Below are 22615 nucleotides of genomic sequence, written 5' to 3'. Positions count from 1 at the left end.
CCCTTTTTTATAAGGAATATGCAAAATATTTTAAATAATACATTTCGCTTCAAATTTAATGGCAATTAGTTTGTAAGAAATGGCTACACAATCTTCAAACGGTATCCATTGCTCAAACGAATGCTCATATGTTTCTTGAATAACTTTTGCAAGTGTTGATGGATCATCAATCCCTTGCAGTGCTGCAACTACATCTGCTGTTTCTGTATCATAATGGTCTGGACCTAAGTGGAATGGATCCCACTCCTCTAGCAGATGGACAGCTGCTTGATTCATTTTTATATTTTCCAAAATACTCACCTATTATCCTTTGATCATACTCGTATGATACCATAGTAAAAAAAAAAGAAAAGAGTGATTTTACTTGTCTATTTTTGATCAAACTATCAAACGTCGATGTACAAACTCTGTCAAATGGGACGCAATGGAAAAGGTTTATGGCCTAAACGATGCCTCAGATATCTTGCCAATGTGGGTAGCCGATATGGATTTTGCTGCTCCAATAGCCGTTTCAAAGGCTTTACAACAACATGCTGAACATACTATTTTTGGCTATAGTTATATGAGTGAAGAAGCGATTCAATCCATTATAGACTGGCAAAATACTCGCCATAACTGGCACATTGAGAAAGAAGCCATCCTATTCTGTAATGGTGTGGTGGCTGCATTAGCTAACAGCGTTGTTGCCCTAACTAACCCTGGTGACAAAGTACTCATTTCACCTCCAGTTTATCCGCCATTCTTTAACATACCAAAAAGTAATGGTCGTGAAGTTGTGAGCTGTCCATTAACAGAAAAAGACGGGTTGTTTGTCTATGATTTTGAAGCCTTCGAGCAGGCATTAGCTCAAGATGTGAAAGCTTACATACTATGTAACCCGCATAATCCAGGAGGCTATGTATGGGATGAAGCTACTTTAAAGGAAATTGTACGACTTTGTGCTAAATATGATGTCATTATTATCTCTGATGAAATCCATGCTGATTTAATGATCAATGGGGATAAACATATTCCTTTAGCTAAAGTTGCAGGTGATGAAATCAATCGCATTGTTACGTGTATGGCTCCTACAAAAACATTTAACTTAGCAGGAATTCAAGTTTCATATATGATCGTAACAGATAAGAAAAAACGCTTGAAGCTAGAGGCCATCAATATGGCAAGTGGTCAAGGCTCATTAAATACATTTGCCTCCGTTGCCCTTCATGCAGCATACACAGAAGGGGCTCCTTGGTTAGATGAATTACTCCCTTATATTTCTGCCAATATGGAATATGTGAAAGCTGAGTTAGAGCAGATTCCAGGTATTCGTGTTACGATTCCTCAATCCACTTATTTAATCTGGATTGATTACCGAGAGCTAGCGCTTGAAGAGAAGGAGATCATGAACCGCTTACTTGAAATCGGAAAGCTTGCTCTAGAACCAGGTACAAAATACGGAGAAGAAGGTCGTGGCTTCCTACGTATGAATGTTGCTTGTTCATTTGATACTGTGAAGGATGGAGTCGAGCGTTTTAAAAAGGTCTTTGCGCAATAAAATGGTTGAAAGGATATCTCTCCCTTGGAGATATCCTTTTTCTATGTTTAAAATCAAAATTTTGTGGAAAAGGTTCTTATCAATCGGATTTATAAAGAGGTGATTTTACATGGACATTGTCCCATTAACGATTAAACGTGCTTATATGACATTCCTATTTCCCTTCGCCTATTCCGAAAAAAATCGTCAAAAAATCAGTGATGTACTACTAAACGAGGGCTTTTCCTTTTTCACCTTAAAAAATACATCGCTTGAAGACGCTTTTTATGGTGATATGACGATTATACATGAGGAACTTGCCCAATTTTTCTATCCTTTTTTGGAGGATAAGTTATTTCCGAACGATATGAATAACCCTGACTTTATTCGTTTTTCGAAAGCTTTTTATACACAAGGCACCTTACATCTTCAAGAAAGTCAAATCAATTATGATTACGAAGTGATGAGTATTGATGTGACATTATGTCCTTTTGGGAATGGGATTATAACAGTAAGAACAAATATTATAGATCAATCACATGATCTAAGTGATATATTAAATTTTATTCACTATTTTAGAGTATTAGAGGCTAAACTAAGAGAGGAGAAAGGTGCAAGTCATCATTTTTCATTTGGTCATTGTTCTTCTACGAGTGAATTATTATTTAAGTATTTTATACCTTATTTAAAACCCTTTCTATTACATCAACAAGACCATAGCTATGAAGGCTTACCTTTCTTTGAAGATGAGCGAATGTTTGCCTCAGCTTATTTAATTGCAGAGGAAGAAGCTAAAATTATACCCGAGCATTTATTTCGATTAGGGCAAGTAGACGGTAGGACTCCTGCTGGCAAACCTTTTATTTCTAGCACTAATCCTCCATATATCTCTAATTATGTACAAGAGCATGCCCATACACGTTGGGCTCCTAACAGTTATATTATCACCTCATCACAAGCACAAATAACGATTACAAATAGGCCGTTTGCCAAATGTACACATAGTATTCAAGAATTTATGGGTACGCACTATTACAATTTGTTCATTCATTATTTTTATAAAATGATGCTTTTAAAGCTTTCCTATGAGTATAGTGAAATAAAGTGGGGCAAAGATAAACAGGTTGTCAATGAACTAATCGAGCTGATTACAAAATTTTCTGCACGCTATTATTTTGAAGAAGTCATCGTACGAACAGAAGGCAGAGAAATTGCTCAATTGTTACGAAAGTTCTTCCGTATAAATGAACATTATTTAGAAACGAAAGAAACATTGAATAGTTTGTATCGAACACAGGAAGATCAATCCGATAATCGAAGTAATAATTTACTATTTATTTTAACAGTCTTTACAGTGGTATCGGGCATTTATGGGATGAACTTAGTCATTGAAGGTTGGAAAGATAGCAGTGATTTCGATAGCATCGGTAGTTATACACTCTTTGAATGGGTAGCCTTTATTACTGCATTGAGTGGGATTGGCTTGTCACTTGTACTGGTTTGTTTCACTGCCGTCAAGGCCCTGCAAAATACTATCCGACGCTTTAAAAAAAATTGATACAATAAAAAAGAATCTGCTCGCCCTCTGTGGCAAGCGGATTCTTTTTCTTATATATTCTGTTGATTGTTTGTGTTTTTCTTTTCTGCTAAAATACGTGCTTCAATTTCTTTTGATTTTAATTCTTGTTTCTTAGAAATTTTTCTGAAAAGCGTAAACACGATAATACATAAAATAAGCATAATTAAAAATTCAAATGCTGCTGGAATATAACCTGATTTATCTTCTGGGAAATATAAAAATTGATACATAAAGTTCTGCATGTTCTACACGTCCTTATACGTATTATTCAAAGACTGTAATTGACTCAATTTTCACATCTTCTAATGGCTTGTCACGGAAATCTTTTTCCACATCTGCAATTTTATCCACAATGTCCATACCTTCTACTACATGACCGAATACTGTGTGTTTATGGTCTAACCAAGGTGTACCACCATTTTGAGCATAAGCTTCGATGATCTCTTCAGGGAAGCCCGCCCCTTGTAATTGACGAAGCATATCACTTGGAAGGTGCTTCATTTGTACAATAAAGAATTGAGAACCATTTGTGTTTGGACCTGCATTTGCCATTGAAAGCGCTCCACGTAGGTTAAACAATTGCTCTGAGAACTCATCTTCAAAGGAATTACCCCAAATTGATTCTCCGCCCATACCAGTACCAGTTGGGTCGCCACCTTGGATCATAAAGTCTTGAATAACACGGTGGAAAATAATGCCGTTATAGTAGCCTGATTTAGCATGACCTAAAAAATTCTCAACCGTTTTCGGTGCGTGCTCTGGGAATAATTTAATTTTGATAGCACCTAATGTTGTGTTCATTTCTACAAGCACTTCGCCTGCTTGTACGTCTGTTGTTAACTGTGGAAACATGGAAGTCTCTCCTTTAATGATAAATTTCAGTTTCAATGAAAAAGATGCCCTTGCACCTTTTCTGACCTCATTTTAGTCTAACATACTTCCTACTGGTTTTCTCCATCTAAGTATTGACGATTTTTGCACTTTTACTATCCATTTTTAAAACTATGTAAATAGGTCTGAGCGAGTATTTGGAATCAATCCAAAATATGTTATTCTGATGAAGGATTTATAGAAAGAGTGGAGGCACACATGAAAAAGGCTTTTGGTTTTTTTATTATAGTACTATCCCTTCCTGCTTTATGGTGGATTAGCACAAACATTAAAACAGAAATCAATATTGCACAAGCACATGAGGAACAAATGACTAATGCTATACATTTACCTGAGGTAGAGGCCCAGCTACCTGTTACCCTTATTGATCGAAATGGGCAAACATTTAGTGAGGAATATGTCGAATGGCGGCAGCCACTAAGTTTACAGGAAATTCCACAAATTGCCCAGGAAATATTCATTACCAGTGAGGATGCTGATTTTTATACGCATATTGGCTTTGATTTAAGTGCGATTATTCGTGCAGTTGTAGCCAATTCAAATAGCAACACAACCTCTCAAGGTGGTAGTACAATCACACAACAACTTGTTCGAATGCGTTATTTATCTGAAGAAAAAACATATGAACGAAAATTAACAGAGCTTTTTTATGCATACGAATTAGAAAAAGAATTTGATAAAGAAGCCATTTTAACGATGTACCTAAATGAGTCCTATTTCAGTAATCAAGTCTATGGCATTGGCGGAGCAGCCACCTATTATTTTCAAAAGCCACTCCAAGAATTATCCATAGCTGAAATAGCCTTCATTGCTGCTATCCCAAATAACCCTTCCCTTTATAATCCTTTAAAGAATTATGATCAAACTAAAGCAAGGCAAGAGCGTTTGTTAGATACCCTTGCAGCAAATGGGGCTATTACAGAGGAAGAGGTAAAAGACTATAAAGCTGATCCCATTACATTAAATGTGAAAGATAAAATTCAAAGTTATCCAATGTATAGCACTTATGTTCTTCAAGAGCTAAAATGGCTTATTGCAGAAAAAGAAGGTTATGCGGATCGACTAAGCTCTACAGATAATGAGGAAGAAAAGAAAAAAATTAAAGCACAATTAGACAATCGACTCAATACTTTATTTCAAAATGGACTCATCATTCACACAGCACTTGATCCTACTAAACAGCAGCATGATGAGGAAAAAATGTCAGCTATTTTAGGTACTAGCCCATTGCAAGCAGCAGGTGCAGCCATTGAAAACCAATCAAGAGAAATAGTCAGTCTGTATGCAGGAAAAAACTATGAAAAATTTGATTTCCATCGTGCATTCCAAGGAACACGTCAGCCAGGCTCAGCTTTTAAGCCTCTGGCAGTCTATGCACCATTCTTCGAAACAACATCTCATACACCTGATTCGATTGTCAATGGTGGGCGTTATTGTGTGGGCTCGTTTTGTCCACAAAACTATGGGGGCTATACGTATGGTGATGTGTCAATTCGTACTGCTTTTCGACATAGCTATAATACATCAGCACTTCGTCTCTTTCAAACCGTTGGCGTCGAGACAGCCTTTCATTACCTTAATCGCTTTCACTTCCGCTCGATTGTAGAGAAAGATTATAATTATGCCGCATCATTAGGAGGACTAACCTATGGTGTAACAGCATTAGAACTAGCAGATGCTTATACTAGTTTTATTGATGGCTCTTATGTACTTGCTCATAGTATTCGCAAAGTCACAGCAATAGATGGAACAGAGCTTTATAGTTGGGATTCACAGCGTGAACAAATTTGGTCTCCTAAAACAGTAAAATACATGCGTGAACTCCTTGCGGATGTTGTAGCAAACGGTACGGGTCAAGGTGTCTATAGTAACAGCAGCTACGTTGGTGCAAAAACAGGGACAACGAATGACTATCGTGACTACTGGCTTGCTGGACTCAATAATGAATATACTGCTGCTGTATGGCTAGGGTATGATAAACCTCAATCGATGCAGCAATTAGAAGAGTACAAAATTCATCATCAATTATTTAATGTGTTGCTTGAGTAGTGAAACATGCAAAAGGTAGTAGTCTCAATCGACTACTACCTTTTCAAAGTGTTAAAAAACAAAACCATCAATAAAATTTTTATGAAAGGTGTAAATGGTTTTCCGTTACAGGCTACTTGCTTTCCTGTGGGCGAGCACCGAGCCGCTTCCTCCGCTACCGCTCCGTACAGGGCCTCGGAGGAGACCCTGGAGCGAACGTAAGTGAGTGAAGCGGCTCATCGGACGCCCCTTGGAAAGGACGCTGGCATAACGGAAATCAACTCCTCGCTTTTTCTATTATTAAGAGCACTATTTTAATAGTATGTATTAATTTGCAAATGGCAAACTTGCCAAAATGCCATTATATAGCTTTAATACGACATAAACAATTAATGTTAAAAGAATCGTCCACATAAAAAGCTCAAAGATTAATAGTCCGATTGTGCCACCCATTGATATAAAATGGCTCATTTTATAAATCAGATAAATAAAGTAGGTAAATATCGTTATGACAAAAATACCTATTAAAACATAAATAAATTGGATGGCAAATGCAGAACACATAGCACCTACAAATAAAATAATATAGCCACCTCGAGCCTGACTAACTGTGGCTCCTTCGTTGTCCTTTGAAAAGAACAGCATTCCTACTTCATGAATAGTTTCGCCTACAAGTTTAAGAGCAGAAAATAACATAAAAAAAACAATGGCAAAGACGATAAGAAGAAATACACGTAATTCAAAATCTGATAAAAACTCTCGCATTCCTGAATACACACCGATGGCTTGAAAAATCTGCAAAGATTTACCAACAGCATACATCCCAAATGTCAAACTAAACAATAAAATTGTAATTAATGGTAGATAACCATAGATATATGGGTTCTTCATAAAAAATTTTTTTCCTCTATTTTTATTGATAACTTCCTATTTATAATATAACGAAAATTCTCCAATGACCGCAAGCTAAATCCCTATAGTACATATGCATTCTCAATTAAAGTACGTTATAATTGATTTACTTACCTGCATAAAGGAGGGTTTTTTTGTTACAAGTACTTTATATTTTTATTCCAATGCTTGTTGCAATATTAGTGCCATTATTATATAAACGCATGAATAATATTCACACAGGTTGGTTTGTTCTTGCTGTACCTGTTACGCTTGCTGTTATTTATGCAACATATATTGCTCAAGTTGCTAAAGGTGAGGTATTTACTGCAGAGCTACCTTGGATTCCATCGCTTAATATTTCCATCATCTCATATTTAGATGGACTTAGCTTATTATTCTCATTACTCATTACTGGAATTGGCTCGTTAGTAGTGCTTTACTCCATTTTTTACTTAGATAAACATAAAGAAAAATTACATAACTTTTATGTTTACTTACTGTTATTTATGTCAGCCATGCTGGGAGTAGTACAATCAGATCATTTAATTACACTCTATTTCTTCTGGGAGCTAACATCCATATCATCATTTTTACTCATCGGCTATTGGTATAATCGAGATGCCTCACGCTTCGGTGCATTAAAGTCTATGATGATTACAGTTGGCGGCGGCTTAATGATGCTAGGTGGCTTCGTTCTTCTTTATTTAATGGGAGGAACCTATTCCATTCGAGAATTGATTGTCATGGCACCAAATTTAGTAGATCAGCCTTTATTTACTTGGTCACTTGTCCTATTACTCTTGGGAGCATTTACAAAATCCGCGCAATTCCCATTCTACATTTGGTTACCAGATGCCATGGAGGCGCCAACACCAGTAAGTGCATACCTTCACTCAGCTACAATGGTTAAAGCAGGTATCTATTTAGTTGCACGATTTACGCCGATATTTGCAGCCTCTGAGCTTTGGGTCTGGCTTGTAACAGGTGTCGGTATCTTAACTTTATTCTGGGGTTCCTTCTTTGCAGTCAAGCAAACTGATTTAAAAGGTATTCTAGCATTCTCTACAGTCAGTCAGCTTGGGCTTATTATGTCACTACTTGGGGCAAGTGCTGTTGCTTTTCATGCAAATGGCTCAGTCGATACCATTAAGTTTGCTGCATTTGCTGCCATTTTCCACCTTATTAATCATGCAACATTTAAAGGCAGTCTCTTCATGATTGCGGGTATTGTTGATCATGAAACAGGAACTCGAGATATTCGTAAACTCGGTGGTTTAATGAGTATTATGCCAATTAGTTTTACTGTGGCTGCAATAGGAAGTTTATCAATGGCTGGTCTTCCACCATTTAATGGCTTCTTAAGTAAAGAAATGTTTTTAACAGCCATGCTTGCACTTCAAAAGTTTGAATTTTTCGGCTTTGAAACATGGGGAGCACTTTTCCCTATTGTTGCGTGGATTGCTAGTATTTTTACATTTATCTATAGCTTCTATTTTGTTTTCCGAACATTTAATGGAAATTACAAACCGGAGCAGTTACCTCATAAACCACATGAGGCGCCGATTGGTATGCTAATTTCTCCTATGCTTTTAGCGGCTTTAGTTGTGACAATCTTCTTTATTCCAAACTTTATAGGTAATACCTTTGTAAAACCAGCCGTTCAAGCGATACAGCCATTTTTGTATGATTCGCCTCAAGCTGTTGATATTCATGTATCTGCTTGGCATGGTAAGATCACTCCTGAGCTACTGATGACTATTGGAATTATAATAGTTGGCGTATTGTTATTTGTTGCCTTACCAAAATGGCAAGGGATGTATCAACGATTCCCACAAGCGTTAACATTAAACAATGCCTATGACAAAATCATGCAGGGATTAGATGTTGGCTTAAATCGTTTATCTAGACGCTATATGACAGGTTCTATGCGCCACTATTTACTCTATATGTTTAGCGGAATAACTATTATTGTTATCGGCTCTCTATTTGTGAAAGATGCATTTAATATTTCATTCCAAGGAGCCTCACCAATTAATCTATACGAAATTATCTTGATCATTGTCTTATTAATTGGTACTGGCATCACCATTTTGGCAAAATCACGATTAACGGCCATTATTGGGCTTGGTACTGTTGGCTATACAGTAGCCTTATTCTTTGTCATTTTTAACGCACCTGATTTAGCGTTGACACAGCTCGTTATAGAAACGATTTCAGTAGCACTATTTTTATTAGCATTTTACCATCTACCTAAGCTTGGTAAACGCGAGGAGCGAATGAGGTTCCAGTTAAATCGTGCCATTGTTTCCATTGCAGTTGGTGTGATGGTAACACTTGTTGCGTTATCAGCTCATTCCCAAAAACTAATTCCCTCTATTGCTAAGTACTACGAGGAAACCGTCTATTCATTAGCTGGTGGCGGAAATATTGTAAACGTAATTTTAGTAGACTATCGTGGTTTCGATACATTGTTTGAAATTACAGTACTCGGCATAGCTGGCATGGGCATCTTAGCTATGATTAAGTTACGTATGAATAGAAAGGAGAACACTCATGAAAACAAATGATGTGATAATACAATTTACAGCTAAAATTGTATTTTTCATTATTTTCTTCTTCTCCATTCATATTTTTTTAGCTGGTCACTATACGCCTGGTGGAGGCTTTGTTGGTGGTCTGTTAACATCAAGTGCACTTGTTCTTTTAGTGTTAGCCTATGATATCAACACAGTCCGCCATATTCTACCGATTAATTACACATATTTAACAGCCATTGGCTTACTATTAGCCCTTGCTACTGCGGCATACCCAATGTTTGTGGGCAAACCGTTTTTCACACATTTCTTTGATTATTTCGATTTACCGCTTCTAGGCAAACAGTCATTACACACGGCTATGCTTTTTGATAGCGGTGTCTATTTGGTTGTTGTCGGCGTTACGATGACCATTATTCAAACGATTGGAGAGGATGAATAATGGAAATAATTATGGCATTTGTGATCGGCTTTCTCTTTATGGCAGCGGTCTATTTAATCTTATCAAAAAGTTTATTGCGCATTATTATTGGAACAGGTCTGTTAAGTCATGGTGCTCATCTACTCATCTTAACAATGGGTGGTCTTGGTGGTGAAGCTCCACCTGTCTTAAACGAAGGAGCCAAAACATTTGCTGATCCTTTACCCCAAGCACTTATTTTAACTGCGATTGTTATAAGCTTTGGGGTGACAGCATTCTTCCTTGTACTTGCCTACCGTTCCTATCAAGAGCTTAACACGGATGATATTAGCTTAATGAGAGGAAGTGATGAGGATGAATAACTTCCTACTATTACCCATAATCATCCCGTTTTTCTTCGGTATGATTTTAATGTTTGGACAAAAAAATCTAACTTATCAGCGATCATTTTCATTACTTGGGATTGGACTAGCCCTCCTCTCTGCCCTTTCACTGCTTTTAAAAGTGAAGGAAGATGGTATTCAAAAGGTCACATTTGGAAATTGGCCTGTTCCTTACGGTATTACAATGGTATCTGATATGGTGTCTGCATTGCTCGTTACAACGACATTGCTTATTGCGCTATTTGTTGTTTGGTATGGCTTCGGTTCTATTACTAAGGAACGCGAACGCTTCTTTTATTACCCTGGTATTATGTTTATTTTAACTGGGGTCAATGGTGCCTTTACAACAGGCGATATTTTTAACTTATTTGTGTTCTTTGAAGTATTGTTAATGGCTTCCTATTTGCTTATCGTTTTAGGTGGTGAGAAGGGGCAACTGAAAGGGTCTATTAAATATATTTTAATTAATGTTATTTCTTCGGCCTTATTTGTTATAACCGTTGCCTATTTATATTCTGTAGTAGGGACATTAAATATGGCTGATATTGCGGTAAAAATTGCTGAAATTAATCAACCAGGAATTATTACTGTTATTGCCGTACTATTTTTAATGGTATTTGGACTAAAAGCAGCTATTTTCCCATTATACTTTTGGCTTCCTACTTCGTATGCAGCAGCCCCGATCCCTGTCTTAACTCTATTTGGCGCTCTGCTCACAAAGGTTGGGGTATATGCCATTACACGTACCTATACACTATTTTTTGTACATGATTTATCCTATACACATGATTTACTAATGGCATTAGCTATTGCAACAATTGTGGCTGGTTGTATTGGAGCACTCGCTTATTTCGATGTAAAGCTCATTATTATCTATAACATTGTCATTGCAGTAGGTGTCATTTTATTTGGTGTCTCTCAAATGAATGAGGCTTCTTTAAAAGGAGCTATGTTTTATTTAATACACGATATGCTGATTAAGGCAGCACTCTTTATGTTAATCGGCATTATCATCTATATTACTGGTACATCTGACTTGCGTAAAATGGGTGGGCTTATGAAAAAATACCCTGCACTGGGTTGGTGTTATTTAATAGCAGCTTTTGGCTTAGCTGGAATTCCACCACTTAGTGGGTTTGTTGGAAAGCTGTTAATTGTTCAGGGAGGCTTTGAGGCTGGAAGTATGTGGAGCAGTATTTTCATTTTAGCATCTTCACTGCTTGTTTTACTATCCGTGATTCGTATTTTCCTCTATGCCTTTTGGGGTGAGGAAAAAGAAACACAAGGTACCGTCGACAAATCTACCTATAAAATGCTATTTATGCCTACTGCGTTGCTAGTACTTATTACTGTCGCATATGGTGTGGGTTCTGAATGGATTACGCCATTTATGGATGATGCTGCAAAACTATTAAATGATCCATCTATCTATATAGATGCTGTGATGAAGGAGGATTAGCACTATGGCATTTCAAATGATTTTAAATTTTGTACTTGCCTTTGTCTGGATGTTCCTTTCCTCTAATTACACAGCAACTGGTTTTATCATAGGATTCATTATGGGAATAATCTTACTCTTTCTCATGCGGAGGTTTTTCAAGTCGCGTCTTTATGTCTATCGATTATGGGCCATTCTAAAATTAACTTTGTTGTTCTTAAAAGAGTTAATTTTAGCAAATGTTCAAGTATTGAAAGTAGTATTAAAGCCAAAGTTGGACATGCAACCTGCCTTTTTTGCTTATCCAACTGTTCTAACACAGGACTGGGAAATCACTTTATTATCAAGCCTTATTACTCTAACACCAGGAACAGTCGTAGTGCATGTATCAGACGATGCGAAAACATTGTATGTACATGCAATTGATATTAATGATGCAGATGAAGCCATTGCTTCCATTCGAGATTCATTTGAGAAAGCGATTTTGGAGGTGAGTAAATCATGACAACATTTATTATTGCTGTAATCGTAGTGATTTGCTTATCGATGATAGCGGTCATTTATCGAATGGTAAAAGGTCCTTCCGCATCCGATCGTGTTGTAGCTTTGGATTCACTTGGGGTTTCACTCATTTCCCTAATCGGACTATTTTCGATTTTAGTGGAAACAAGCTTCTTTCTTGAAATCATTTTATTGCTAGCAATTTTATCGTTTATCGGTACGATGGCCTTCTCTAAATTTATAGAGAAAGGAGATATCATCAAACGTGACAATTCTCGCTAATAGTTTAGTTATCTTTTTCATTACTGTTGGAGTACTCTTTATTGTCGTGACAGCTATCGGACTTGTCCGTTTACCTGATTTGTATACACGTGCCCATGCCGCTTCAAAAAGTGCAACACTTGGCGTCATGTGTGTACTGATCGGTGTATTCTTTCACTTTTGGCTGATTGAAGATCATTTCAACCCTCGTATTTTACTGGGGATACTCTTCCTCTTTATCACTGGTCCTGTTGGCGGACACATTATGACGCGTTCTTCCTATATTGCTGGTGTTAAGCCATGGAAAGGTACTGTACGTGATGAACTAGGTCCTGAAATTGACAGAATGAAAAAGGAACAAGGTGTAAAATAAATATAAAAATCTGCCCGATTACAAAATCGAGCAGATTTTTTTAGTTAAATATATCCCTTGGCAGTTAAAATATTTGTCAGTTGCTCCACACATTCTTCTATAGAATGCTGTTCTGTATCCAAAATAACTTCTGGGTTAATTGGTTCTTCATATGGAGCGCTAATCCCTGTAAAATTAGCAATTTCAGCATTCCTTGCTTTTTTATACAAACCTTTAGGATCTCTTTTTTCACATGTTTCTACTGAACACTTTACATAGACCTCTAAAAATTCACCATCCTCTACAAGTTCACGAACTACCTGACGATCTTCTCGATAAGGTGAAATAAAAGCTGTTAGTACAATTTGACCGCTCTCTATAAATAGCTTTGAGACTTCACCTATTCGACGAATATTTTCTTTGCGCCCTGCTTCATCGAATCCTAAGTCACTATTTAAGCCATGACGCACATTATCACCATCTAATACGAAGGCTTGATTGCTCCTTTCAAATAATCGACGGGCAAAAGCATTGGCCACTGATGATTTCCCTGAAGCAGATAAACCCGTAAACCATAAAATAAAGCTTTGATGTTTATTTTTTGAACGGCGTTCCTCTTTTGTAATGGAGGCTTCATGCCAAACAATGTTTGAACTCATTTCACTACCTCCTTACTCATGCCTTTAATTAAAATGTCTACGACTTCTTTACGACTGAATGTACTTGGTGGTACTTCTCCATTTCGTAGCATCTCACGTACCTTCGTTCCTGATAGAATGACATGGGCAGAGCTATCATGTGGACATGTCTTTGTCGTAGCCATGCCTTCACATTGCTGACAATAAAAGCTATGCTCAAATTTTAGTGGGACAATTCCTAATTCATCTTCAGTAAACTGTTCAAAAATCTTTTGTGCATCATATGTGCCATAATAATCACCAACACCTGCATGATCACGACCAACAATAAAATGAGTACAGCCATAATTTTTTCTAACAAGTGCATGGAAAATAGCTTCCTTTGGTCCTGCATACCGCATAGCGGCTGGAAAAATACCTAATTGTACACGACTTTCAGGATAATAGTTTTTTAATAAAACCTCATAGCTCTCCATACGTATAGCAGCTGATACATCATCTGACTTTGTTTCACCAACAAGTGGATTTAGAAATAACCCATCAATCGTTTCAAGTGCTGCCTTTTGAATATATTCATGCGCCCTATGGACTGGATTACGTGTTTGGAAGCCAACAATGGTTTTCCATCCCTTGTCAGCAAATAATTGTCGTGTTTCTATTGGGTCAAATGAATAAGCAGGGAACTTTTGTGTAAGACGTTTAATTAACGTAATTTTTCCTCCAACATAAATGGCAGGACGATCAAAAAGCCTTTGAACGCCCGGATGTGCTAAATCCTCTGTTCCATAGACAAGTAAAGCCTCTTTTCGTTTATTCGGCTCATAAATATCTGCTACTTCAATAACGCCATATACTTCATCACCATAAACCAGCTTTACCTCGTCACCAGGCTGTAAAATGGACGCTTTCTCTTTTGAAACAGGTAATGTAATCGGAATACTCCATACTACACCTGATGCTAAACGACTTTGTGCCACGACTGACTCATAATCTATTTGTGTTAAAAAACCTTCAATTGGGCTATAACCCCCTATAGCAATTAGCTCTAAATCACTCAACGAAATCGCATCCAACTCAATTTCCTTATGAATAGATGTGATTTCTTTTTCTGGATTAAATGCTTGCACAAGTAGCCCACCATGTGGTTGTAGACTCATTAAAATCTCCTCCTAATTCTAGTTAAATACTAAGTTTTATAGTCAAGAGCTAGTGATGGCATGATTCAATTTAAATGCCTTCCCCTGCATCATAGATAGACTGCTCTTCTTCACGCATCGTACGCATCAGACTAATAACCCCTAGCGTCCCAACAATAATGCTGCCATTTAAAATAATGGTATAAAGGTCTTTTTCTAAAAATAACTGCACTAAAAAATAAGAAATGACTAATGAAAAGATGGGTGATACAACCCAAATACGTATAATTTTTTTCACAATATGCTTATGGAAGATTTGCTTTCCGTTTTTCGCCATCCCCATCCCAATGATGGATGAAGAAGTGACTTGTGTTAAGGGTACTGGAAGCCCAAAAATTGAGCTTACGCCAACAAGCAATGCACCTGTACTTGAAATGAGAATGCCCTCAACCTTTTGAAAGCGCACTATTTTTTTACCGTTTGTTTCAAGCACTCGTTTACCAAGTAGCATAGCACCTATTGCGACAAATGCACCGCCAAGCACAATGCCTGTTGTCACATCCATCATTCCTGCTCCCACCAACGGTCCAACTGCATTGGCAACATTATTCATACCCGCTGAAAATGCTTCAAAAAATCCTGCTAATATGAGAAGAACAGTTAAAATTGGCCGATCTTTCAGCAGCCCTCTGTTTTGTAACTTATATAATAACTTTCCACATACAAGAGCAATGACAAAGGCAACAAGCGGTACAATCACCCAAAATGATATAATGACAAGCAGCGAATTGACGAATAAAACTTTATAGGCAATTCCTACACCCACGACAGCACCCACTGTTACTTCACTCGTTGATAAGGGAATGCCTAAAAGATTGGCGAAAAATAACGAGCTTGTCGCAGAAATCAAGATAATGATGACAACCTTTACCGTAATATATTCCTGGGGCATAATGCCTGAGCTTATCGTTTTGACTACCTCTCCTCCGCCTAATACAGCTCCACTGTATACGCCTATCGCGCATAAAAGCAATGCTTGCCACGCTTTTGTGATGGCACCTGCCCCATAAGCAACACCCATTGAGGCTGCTGCTCCGCTTGCCCCTATGTTCATCGCAAAAAATAAGCTAATAGCTATTGCAAAATATTCAAGCATGGCAGAACTCCTTTATTCATGTAACCCGCACTCGGTTTTACCAGAACCTTGCCATCTACCTGAACGTAAATCCTCCATTGTAAATGCTGGTTTCGTACAATGCTCACAGCCGATGCTTGGATAGCCTTGATCGTGTAACGGATTATATGGCAAACTGTGCTTTGAAACATAGCGCCAGACATCCTTCCAAGTCCAATGAATCAATGGACAAACTTTAATCGATTTAAATTTATCGTCACGATTTAGAAAGTTTGTTTGTTGACGTGTTGGTGATTGCTCACGACGTAAGCCTGATATCCAAGCCTTTTTACCTGATAAGGCTTCGTGTAAAGGTTTTATCTTACGAATATCACAGCACTTATTTGGGTTGGACTTCCATAGCTCGTCACCATGTTGTGTAGCTTGTTGCTCTAGTGTAAGGGCTGGCTTTTTCATGACAATGTTGAGTTGTGGATATTTTTCTTTGACTTTATGAATGGTTTCATATGTTTCTTTAAAGTGTACATCTGTATCCAAAAAAACAATCGTAGCGTTAGGCTTTACCTTTGAAATGAGATCAATTAAGACAATGCCCTCAATACCAAAGCTACATGCATAGACGATTTCATCTCCATATTCTTGATAGCTCCACTGTAAAACCTCTAGTGCAGCCTTATACAAATCATCAACCTGAAAATCAATGATCGGTTCTTGCCAATTTTCGTAAGTTAACATCGAATCCCCCTCATAGCAAAAAAGGCGTTCTAACAAAAGACATAGGAAAAAACAGGTCTTTGTTAAAACGCCTCTAGTTTGACTAGCCAGCTCTATATTTAATGATTGTTCACTAGTAGTTGCTACCTCGTATCACAATCATTCTACTTATTACCAAATATATACTAAAGTACACCAAGCAGTCAACTAGGTTTTTTTAATATCTTTTCCTTACACCCATTTTTTTTGTTCCTTGCCGCATATGATGAATGGTATCTAGGGACACTTCCATTAATTTTCAAAATAAATAATCTTTTTTATAATTCCTTGTTGACTAATAGGAAATATATGTTTAATGTATTACTAAAGCTTTGACCTAAATAAAAAAACGCTGATCAGAGGATCTGAAGGCCATCTACCCAATGTTGTCATGTCATTGTGGGTGATGGCTTTTTGCATTCTTAAGACAGAAAAGGGGCGGATTAACTATGAGAAAAAAGAGCTATGTTCTCCAATCATTAGCCTTTTTAATTATTCTAACACTTAGTTTAACTGGCTGTGGAAGTGCTAACTCAGATGAAAAAGCAAGCGGCCAGGAAGACAAGAAGTCTGTAGAGCTACTAAATGTATCCTATGATCCAACACGGGAGCTTTACGATGAGTTCAACAAAGATTTTATAAAAAAATGGAAGGATGATACTGGCCAAGACGTCACAATCAATCAATCACATGGTGGATCTGGCAAACAGGGACGTGCAGTTATAGATGGTCTTGAAGCCGACGTTGTGACACTCGCACTGGCTTACGATATTGATGAAATTGCTCAAACACGTGAGCTGCTGAATAAAGATTGGCAAACCGAATTTGATCATAATTCGACGCCCTATACATCTACAATTGTTTTTTTAGTTCGCCAGGGCAATCCAAAAAACATACAAGATTGGGATGATTTGATTCAAGATGATGTATCTGTCATTACACCTAATCCCAAAACATCTGGAGGTGCACGTTGGAACTACTTAGCTGCTTGGGCTTATGCCGGAAAGTTATATAACAATGATGAGACAAAAATAAAAGAATTTATGACATCACTTTACAGCAATGTAGAAGTACTTGATTCTGGCGCTCGTGGAGCTACAACAACATTCGTAGAACGTAAAATTGGAGATGTCTTAATTGCGTGGGAAAATGAAGCATATCTCTCTCTCAATGAATTAGGTAAGGATGAATTTGAAATCATCACGCCTTCATTAAGTATTTTAGCAGAGCCACCAGTTGCAGTTGTAGACAAAATCGTAGATAAAAAAGGGACACGTGAAGTCGCTGAAGCTTACTTACAGCATTTATATAGTGATACAGGGCAAGAAATTGCGGCGAAAAATTATTATCGCCCACGTAGTGAAACGATTCTAGCAAAATATAAAGATCAATTCCCTCAGCTTGAACTTGTTTCCATTGATGATTTTGGTGGTTGGTCACAAGCACAAGCAAACCATTTTAAAGACGGTGGTACCTTTGATGAAATATACGTACCACAATAAGGAGCGTTTTGATGAGCAGTTTAATCATTCCTAAAAAATCGCGTCGAATTATTCCAGGCTTTCATTTATCTCTTGGTTATACAATGCTTTACGTAAGTTTACTAGTGTTACTACCACTTTCAATGATTTTCATTCATACCATGTCCTTAAGCTGGTCAGCATTTATCGATATCATTACAGATCCCCGTGCTGTTGCTTCCTACAAAGTAAGCTTTAGCACTGCACTGATTGCAGGCTTACTAAATGTTTTTTTTGGTACGACTATTGCATGGGTTCTCGTTCGCTATCAATTCCCCTTTAAACGAATCATTGATGGGCTTGTAGACTTACCTTTTGCATTACCTACTGCTGTTGCTGGAATTGCTTTAACATCTCTTTATGCGCCAAATGGTTGGATTGGTCAATTTTTTAATTTTAAAATTGCTTTTACACCTCTTGGCATCATTATTGCTTTAACCTTTATCGGGCTACCCTTTGTTGTACGAACGGTCCAGCCCGTCTTACAAAATATCAGTGCTGAGGTTGAGGAAGCTTCGGCAAGCCTTGGAGCCAATCGTTTACAAACCTTCCGTAAAGTCATCTTACCAGAGCTAGTACCAGCTATTTTAACTGGCTTTTCCTTGGCCTTTGCGCGCGCTTTAGGTGAATATGGCTCGGTTGTTTTTATTGCAGGAAATATGCCGATGAAAACGGAAATTACGCCGTTAATTATTATGACAAAGCTTGAGCAATATGATTATGCAGGGGCAACTGCCATAGCTGTTGTCATGCTTGTGACATCCTTTATTTTGTTGTTCACCATTAACTTGATACAATGGCTAGCCAATCGTCGGTTTGTACATTAGGAGGTACTATATGGAACAATCAACTTTTATTCAGCAGGCTAGTACAGAAAAAAGTAAAGCAGCTACTCAGTCTGCTGCCTTACAGGAACCTCGTATTATTCGCTATATGTTAATATTTATTGCCTTAGCTTTTTTAGCTTTCTTTATCGTACTACCTTTAGTATCTATTTTTATTACAGCCTTTCAAAAAGGAGCCGACGTTTACTTTGCTGCGATTACACATCCAGATGCATTAGCTGCTATTAAGCTTACTTTAATCGTCGTAGCCATTACTGTACCCCTCAATGCAATCTTTGGCGTAATGGCTGCCTGGGCACTCACAAAGTTTAATTTTAAGGGGAAAAATCTATTACTTACTATGGTAGATTTACCTTTTGCAGTTTCACCTGTTATCGCAGGTTTAGTGTTTATTTTATTGTTTGGCTCACAGGGACTATTTGGTGATTGGTTGTTTGTACATGATATTAAAATTGTGTTTGCACTACCAGGCATTGTCCTTGCCACAATTTTCGTCACTTTGCCCTTTGTTGCACGTGAATTAATACCGCTGATGCAAACCCAAGGTACATCTGAGGAAGAAGCGTCCATTTCATTGGGGGCAAGTGGCTTTAAAACCTTTTGGTATGTCACATTACCCAATATTAAATGGGGACTATTCTATGGTTTGATTTTATGTAATGCACGAGCCATCGGAGAATTCGGGGCTGTGTCTGTTGTATCTGGTCATATTCGTGGCATGACAAATACGATGCCACTTCATATTGAAATTCTCTATAATGAATATCAATTTGCAGCAGCCTTTGCAGTTGCTTCCTTAATGAGCGTAATGGCCATCTTTACATTAATTGTGAAAGACATTATTGCTTGGAAATCAAGATCTAGTTAAAAGGAGATGGTCTCAATGAGTATACAAATTCAAAACGTATCCAAAAAATATGGGTCCTTTCAGGCACTAGAGGATATATCCGTACATATTCAGTCTGGGGAACTAGTAGCACTGCTCGGCCCTTCTGGATCAGGAAAAACCTCCTTATTACGTGTGATTGCTGGGCTTGAAACAACGGATGTTGGCAACATTTTATTTGATGGTCAATCCATCACAGATCGCCATCCAAAGGAACGTAATGTGGGCTTTGTCTTTCAACATTATGCGCTTTTTCGCCACATGACTGTCTTTGACAATGTAGCTTATGGCTTGAAGGTACGTCCTCGAAAAAGCAGACCTTCAAAACAACAAATCAAAGATAAAGTGATGAAATTATTGCAACTTGTGAAGCTTGAAAATTTCTCAGATCGGTTTCCAACACAGCTTTCGGGTGGGCAACGACAACGTGTCGCACTGGCAAGAGCGCTTGCCGTAGAGCCAAAGGTACTGTTACTAGATGAACCATTTGGAGCTCTCGATGCAAAAGTACGCAAGGAGTTACGTCGTTGGCTTCGAAAGTTACATGATGAATTTCATATTACAAGTATTTTTGTGACACATGACCAGGAGGAAGCTCTCGATGTTGCAGATCGTATTGTGGTCATGAACAATGGCAAAATCGAGCAAATTGGTAGTCCAGACGAGGTCTATACAAATCCCAAAAGTCCATTTGTCTATGACTTCTTGGGCAATGTCAATTTATTTAAAGGTCGCTTACATAATGGTAAGCTCATGCAGGGCGAAGTTGTACTTGATGTACCTGATGCCCTAACACATTCAGAGGACAATGCGATAGGCTATGTACGTCCACATGATATTCAGATTGAGAAAACAAGTATTCCAGGTACGGTTCCTGTTAAAATCAGCCACATTCATTTACTAGGCCCTATTGTCCAAATTGAGCTACGTCGTGAGGATCTTGATGAATTTTTAGAAGCGGAGTTATCAAAAGAACAATTTCATCTTCTTCAACTGAAGGTGGGCGATCAGGTATTTGTAAAGCCGAAACAATTAAAGGTGTTTATTCCTGAAGATTATTCTATATAAAAAAACCATGTAGCAAAGAAAAATTTGCTACATGGTTTTAATTTTTAATGAAATTCTCTTCCATCATAAACAGCTGTGACATACCCTGCACGAATGACAAAGTCTCCAAAATGCTCGCCCTCTAAACGTTCCTTTGAAAAATGCAGAAGAATTGGGCGTAGCTCTGCTAAAATTTCCTCTTCACCAATATTTTCACGATAGATTTTATTTAAGCGATTGCCTGTAAAACTTGCACCAAGGTACATATTGTATTTACCTGGCCCTTTGCCAATAAAGCCGATTTCACCCATTGCTGCACGTGAACAGCCATTTGGACAACCAGACATGCGAATAACAATTTCTGTTTCATTTAAGCCAGCCTCATCAATAATGGCATCAATTTTTGTTATAAGAGAAGGTAAATAGCGTTCTGCTTCTGCCATGGCTAAGCCACATGTCGGTAATGAGACACAGGCAATAGAATTGCGGCGTAAGGCAGAATAATGCGCACCATCTGTTAGCTTGTATTGTTCAATAAGCGTATTTATTTGTTTCTTTTTCTGGGGGGTTACATTGCTAATCATTAAATTTTGGTTCGGTGTTAAACGAAAATCACCCGTGTGCACCTTAGCTATTTCACGTAAGCCAGTTAACAACTGATAATCCTCAAAGTCTTTTATACGGCCATTTTGAATAAATAACGTATAATGCCAATGACCATCTGCCCCTTTTACCCAGCCAAATTCATCACCTGTACGCTCAAAAGTATAAGGACGAGCCTGCTGAATTTCCCAGCCTAGACGACGCGTTAATTCTTCTTGGAACCATTCAAGTCCTCTCGCATCAATTGTGTATTTAAATCGTGCATTTTTACGGACAGAGCGATTCCCATAATCACGCTGTATCGTGATTATTTTTTCTGCTGTTTCTAGTAATTTATCTGGCGTTATAAAGCCAATTTCACGAGCAAGCTGTGGATAGGTTTCATGATCACCATGTGTCATGCCCATGCCTCCACCGACCGCTACATTAAAACCAACAAGCTGATTGTCTTCAACGATGGCAATCAGTCCGATATCTTGTGAAAAAACATCTACATCATTACTTGGTGGAATTGCAATACCAATTTTAAATTTACGGGGCAAATATTGAGCTCCGTAAATCGGTTCAATTTCTACATCCTGACTATCTACTACCTTTTCTCCATCTAACCATAATTCATGATAAGCGCGTGTTCGCGGCAGTAAATGCTCACTTAGTTTCGCAGACCAATTATAAACCTCTTCATGTAATGCAGATTGGTTTGGATTGACATTACACATCACATTACGGTTCACATCTCCACATGCCGCAAGAGAATCCAATAACACCTCATTGATTTCCTTCATATATTTTTTAACATTCCATTTTAAAATGCCATGTACTTGAAATGCTTGACGTGTTGTTAATTTTAAAGAGCCATTGCCATACTTTCTAGCCATTTCATCCATCACAAGCCATTGTGCTGGGGTAGCGGCTCCACCCGGTGTTCGTACACGTACCATAAATTGATAGGCAGGTTCCAGCTTTTGTTTCTGACGTTCATTCCGAAGATCTCGATCGTCCTGTAAGTAACTGCCATGAAATTTCATAAGGCGATTATCGTCCTCTGGAATACCAGAGCTTAATGGATTGTTCATGGTACGTTCGAGTGTTCCACGTAGGTAATTACTTTCGGTTTTAATACGCTCTACATCACTTGGTTTCCCAGGCTGTGGAGGTAACACTATTTTTTCAGTCATTCTTTATCGCTCCTTTAATCCATTACACCTCAGCGTATTGGGCATACCTGAGGGTTTACTTGCTAACAAAGAGATC

General features: G+C 37.9%; 23 protein-coding genes. 14 read left to right on the top strand and 9 right to left on the bottom strand.

Annotation, left to right across the window (positions count from 1 at the left end):
* Positions 1-30 precede the first annotated feature (30 nt).
* Positions 31-291 carry a DUF1871 family protein gene (locus RCJ95_RS05630; protein WP_004228396.1) on the bottom strand — a complete coding sequence of 87 codons (261 nt, stop codon included), beginning with the start codon at positions 289-291 and terminating at the stop codon, positions 31-33.
* 73 nt (positions 292-364) lie between these two features.
* Here RCJ95_RS05630 and RCJ95_RS05625 point away from each other — a divergent pair, with 73 nt between their 5' ends.
* Positions 365-1537 (top strand): MalY/PatB family protein, encoded by a 1173-nt coding sequence (locus RCJ95_RS05625; protein ID WP_257520408.1) that lies wholly within the window; start codon positions 365-367, stop codon positions 1535-1537.
* Positions 1538-1646: 109 nt separating this feature from the next.
* On the top strand, positions 1647-3074 hold the full coding sequence (locus RCJ95_RS05620; protein WP_446722010.1) for a hypothetical protein: 1428 nt from the start codon (positions 1647-1649) through the stop codon (positions 3072-3074).
* 50 nt (positions 3075-3124) lie between these two features.
* Here RCJ95_RS05620 and RCJ95_RS05615 read toward each other — a convergent pair whose 3' ends face one another.
* On the bottom strand, positions 3125-3337 hold the full coding sequence (locus RCJ95_RS05615) for a hypothetical protein (protein ID WP_004228391.1): 213 nt from the start codon (positions 3335-3337) through the stop codon (positions 3125-3127).
* A gap of 22 nt (positions 3338-3359) precedes the next feature.
* Positions 3360-3947 carry a peptidylprolyl isomerase gene (locus RCJ95_RS05610; RefSeq protein ID WP_004228389.1) on the bottom strand — a complete coding sequence of 196 codons (588 nt, stop codon included), beginning with the start codon at positions 3945-3947 and terminating at the stop codon, positions 3360-3362.
* A gap of 237 nt (positions 3948-4184) precedes the next feature.
* On the opposite strand from RCJ95_RS05610, the gene RCJ95_RS05605 reads away from it, so the two are divergent.
* On the top strand, positions 4185-6035 hold the full coding sequence (locus RCJ95_RS05605) for a transglycosylase domain-containing protein (RefSeq protein WP_446722009.1): 1851 nt from the start codon (positions 4185-4187) through the stop codon (positions 6033-6035).
* A 306-nt stretch (positions 6036-6341) separates the two neighbouring features.
* On the opposite strand, the gene RCJ95_RS05600 is transcribed toward RCJ95_RS05605, so the two are convergent.
* Entirely contained in the window at positions 6342-6905 is a 564-nt protein-coding gene (locus RCJ95_RS05600) for a DUF5366 family protein (RefSeq protein WP_004228386.1), read from the bottom strand.
* 155 nt (positions 6906-7060) lie between these two features.
* Here RCJ95_RS05600 and RCJ95_RS05595 point away from each other — a divergent pair, with 155 nt between their 5' ends.
* Genes RCJ95_RS05595 through mnhG form a run of 7 tightly spaced genes read left to right on the top strand, consistent with a single transcriptional unit; the run spans position 7061 to position 12819 of the window.
* Positions 7061-9475 (top strand): Na+/H+ antiporter subunit A, encoded by a 2415-nt coding sequence (locus tag RCJ95_RS05595; protein ID WP_274770024.1) that lies wholly within the window; start codon positions 7061-7063, stop codon positions 9473-9475.
* The gene (locus tag RCJ95_RS05590) at positions 9462-9884 is read left to right on the top strand and encodes a Na(+)/H(+) antiporter subunit B (RefSeq protein ID WP_004228380.1); all 423 of its coding nucleotides are present in this window, start codon (positions 9462-9464) and stop codon (positions 9882-9884) included. The genes RCJ95_RS05595 and RCJ95_RS05590 overlap by 14 nt, the downstream gene beginning before the upstream one ends.
* Complete coding sequence (locus RCJ95_RS05585; RefSeq protein WP_004228379.1) at positions 9884-10225, top strand: Na(+)/H(+) antiporter subunit C; 342 nt, start codon at positions 9884-9886, stop codon at positions 10223-10225. The genes RCJ95_RS05590 and RCJ95_RS05585 overlap by 1 nt, the downstream gene beginning before the upstream one ends.
* A complete protein-coding gene (locus RCJ95_RS05580; RefSeq protein WP_274770028.1) occupies positions 10218-11705 on the top strand; it encodes a Na+/H+ antiporter subunit D in 1488 nt (495 codons plus the stop codon). Before RCJ95_RS05585 ends, RCJ95_RS05580 begins: the two co-directional genes overlap by 8 nt.
* Positions 11706-11709: 4 nt before the next feature.
* Positions 11710-12189: a Na+/H+ antiporter subunit E gene (locus RCJ95_RS05575; protein ID WP_004228376.1), complete on the top strand. Its 480-nt coding sequence runs from the start codon at positions 11710-11712 to the stop codon at positions 12187-12189.
* Positions 12186-12467 (top strand): Na(+)/H(+) antiporter subunit F1, encoded by a 282-nt coding sequence (locus tag RCJ95_RS05570; protein WP_004228375.1) that lies wholly within the window; start codon positions 12186-12188, stop codon positions 12465-12467. The genes RCJ95_RS05575 and RCJ95_RS05570 overlap by 4 nt, the downstream gene beginning before the upstream one ends.
* Positions 12451-12819 (top strand): monovalent cation/H(+) antiporter subunit G, encoded by a 369-nt coding sequence (gene mnhG / locus RCJ95_RS05565; protein WP_004228373.1) that lies wholly within the window; start codon positions 12451-12453, stop codon positions 12817-12819. The genes RCJ95_RS05570 and mnhG overlap by 17 nt, the downstream gene beginning before the upstream one ends.
* A 44-nt stretch (positions 12820-12863) precedes the next feature.
* Here mnhG and cysC read toward each other — a convergent pair whose 3' ends face one another.
* From cysC to RCJ95_RS05545, 4 genes are all read right to left on the bottom strand, one after another.
* Positions 12864-13457, bottom strand: coding sequence for an adenylyl-sulfate kinase (gene cysC / locus RCJ95_RS05560; protein ID WP_004228371.1), 594 nt, complete (start codon positions 13455-13457; stop codon positions 12864-12866).
* Positions 13454-14593: a sulfate adenylyltransferase gene (gene sat / locus RCJ95_RS05555; protein WP_446722008.1), complete on the bottom strand. Its 1140-nt coding sequence runs from the start codon at positions 14591-14593 to the stop codon at positions 13454-13456. Before sat ends, cysC begins: the two co-directional genes overlap by 4 nt.
* Positions 14594-14663: 70 nt before the next feature.
* Complete coding sequence (locus RCJ95_RS05550) at positions 14664-15728, bottom strand: anion permease (protein WP_446722007.1); 1065 nt, start codon at positions 15726-15728, stop codon at positions 14664-14666.
* 12 nt (positions 15729-15740) lie between these two features.
* On the bottom strand, positions 15741-16442 hold the full coding sequence (locus RCJ95_RS05545; protein WP_274770037.1) for a phosphoadenylyl-sulfate reductase: 702 nt from the start codon (positions 16440-16442) through the stop codon (positions 15741-15743).
* A 467-nt stretch (positions 16443-16909) separates the two neighbouring features.
* On the opposite strand from RCJ95_RS05545, the gene RCJ95_RS05540 reads away from it, so the two are divergent.
* The 4 genes from RCJ95_RS05540 to RCJ95_RS05525 are packed head-to-tail and all read left to right on the top strand — an operon-like array spanning position 16910 to position 20779.
* Entirely contained in the window at positions 16910-17962 is a 1053-nt protein-coding gene (locus RCJ95_RS05540; RefSeq protein WP_446722006.1) for a sulfate ABC transporter substrate-binding protein, read from the top strand.
* Positions 17963-17973: 11 nt separating this feature from the next.
* The gene (gene cysT / locus RCJ95_RS05535) at positions 17974-18807 is read left to right on the top strand and encodes a sulfate ABC transporter permease subunit CysT (protein ID WP_257520413.1); all 834 of its coding nucleotides are present in this window, start codon (positions 17974-17976) and stop codon (positions 18805-18807) included.
* Between the two features lie 10 nt (positions 18808-18817).
* A complete protein-coding gene (cysW, locus tag RCJ95_RS05530; protein ID WP_446722005.1) occupies positions 18818-19693 on the top strand; it encodes a sulfate ABC transporter permease subunit CysW in 876 nt (291 codons plus the stop codon).
* 15 nt (positions 19694-19708) lie between these two features.
* Entirely contained in the window at positions 19709-20779 is a 1071-nt protein-coding gene (locus RCJ95_RS05525) for a sulfate/molybdate ABC transporter ATP-binding protein (RefSeq protein WP_446722004.1), read from the top strand.
* Positions 20780-20823: 44 nt separating this feature from the next.
* On the opposite strand, the gene cysI is transcribed toward RCJ95_RS05525, so the two are convergent.
* Positions 20824-22539, bottom strand: a complete 1716-nt coding sequence (gene cysI / locus RCJ95_RS05520; protein WP_221681288.1) for an assimilatory sulfite reductase (NADPH) hemoprotein subunit — start codon at positions 22537-22539, stop codon at positions 20824-20826.
* Between the last annotated feature and the right edge of the window lie 76 nt (positions 22540-22615).

The sequence above is a fragment of the Lysinibacillus sp. BSL11 genome (assembly GCF_052928325.1).
Note: the sequence above shows the minus strand (reverse complement) of the source record. Positions and strands in the feature narration are given on the sequence as shown.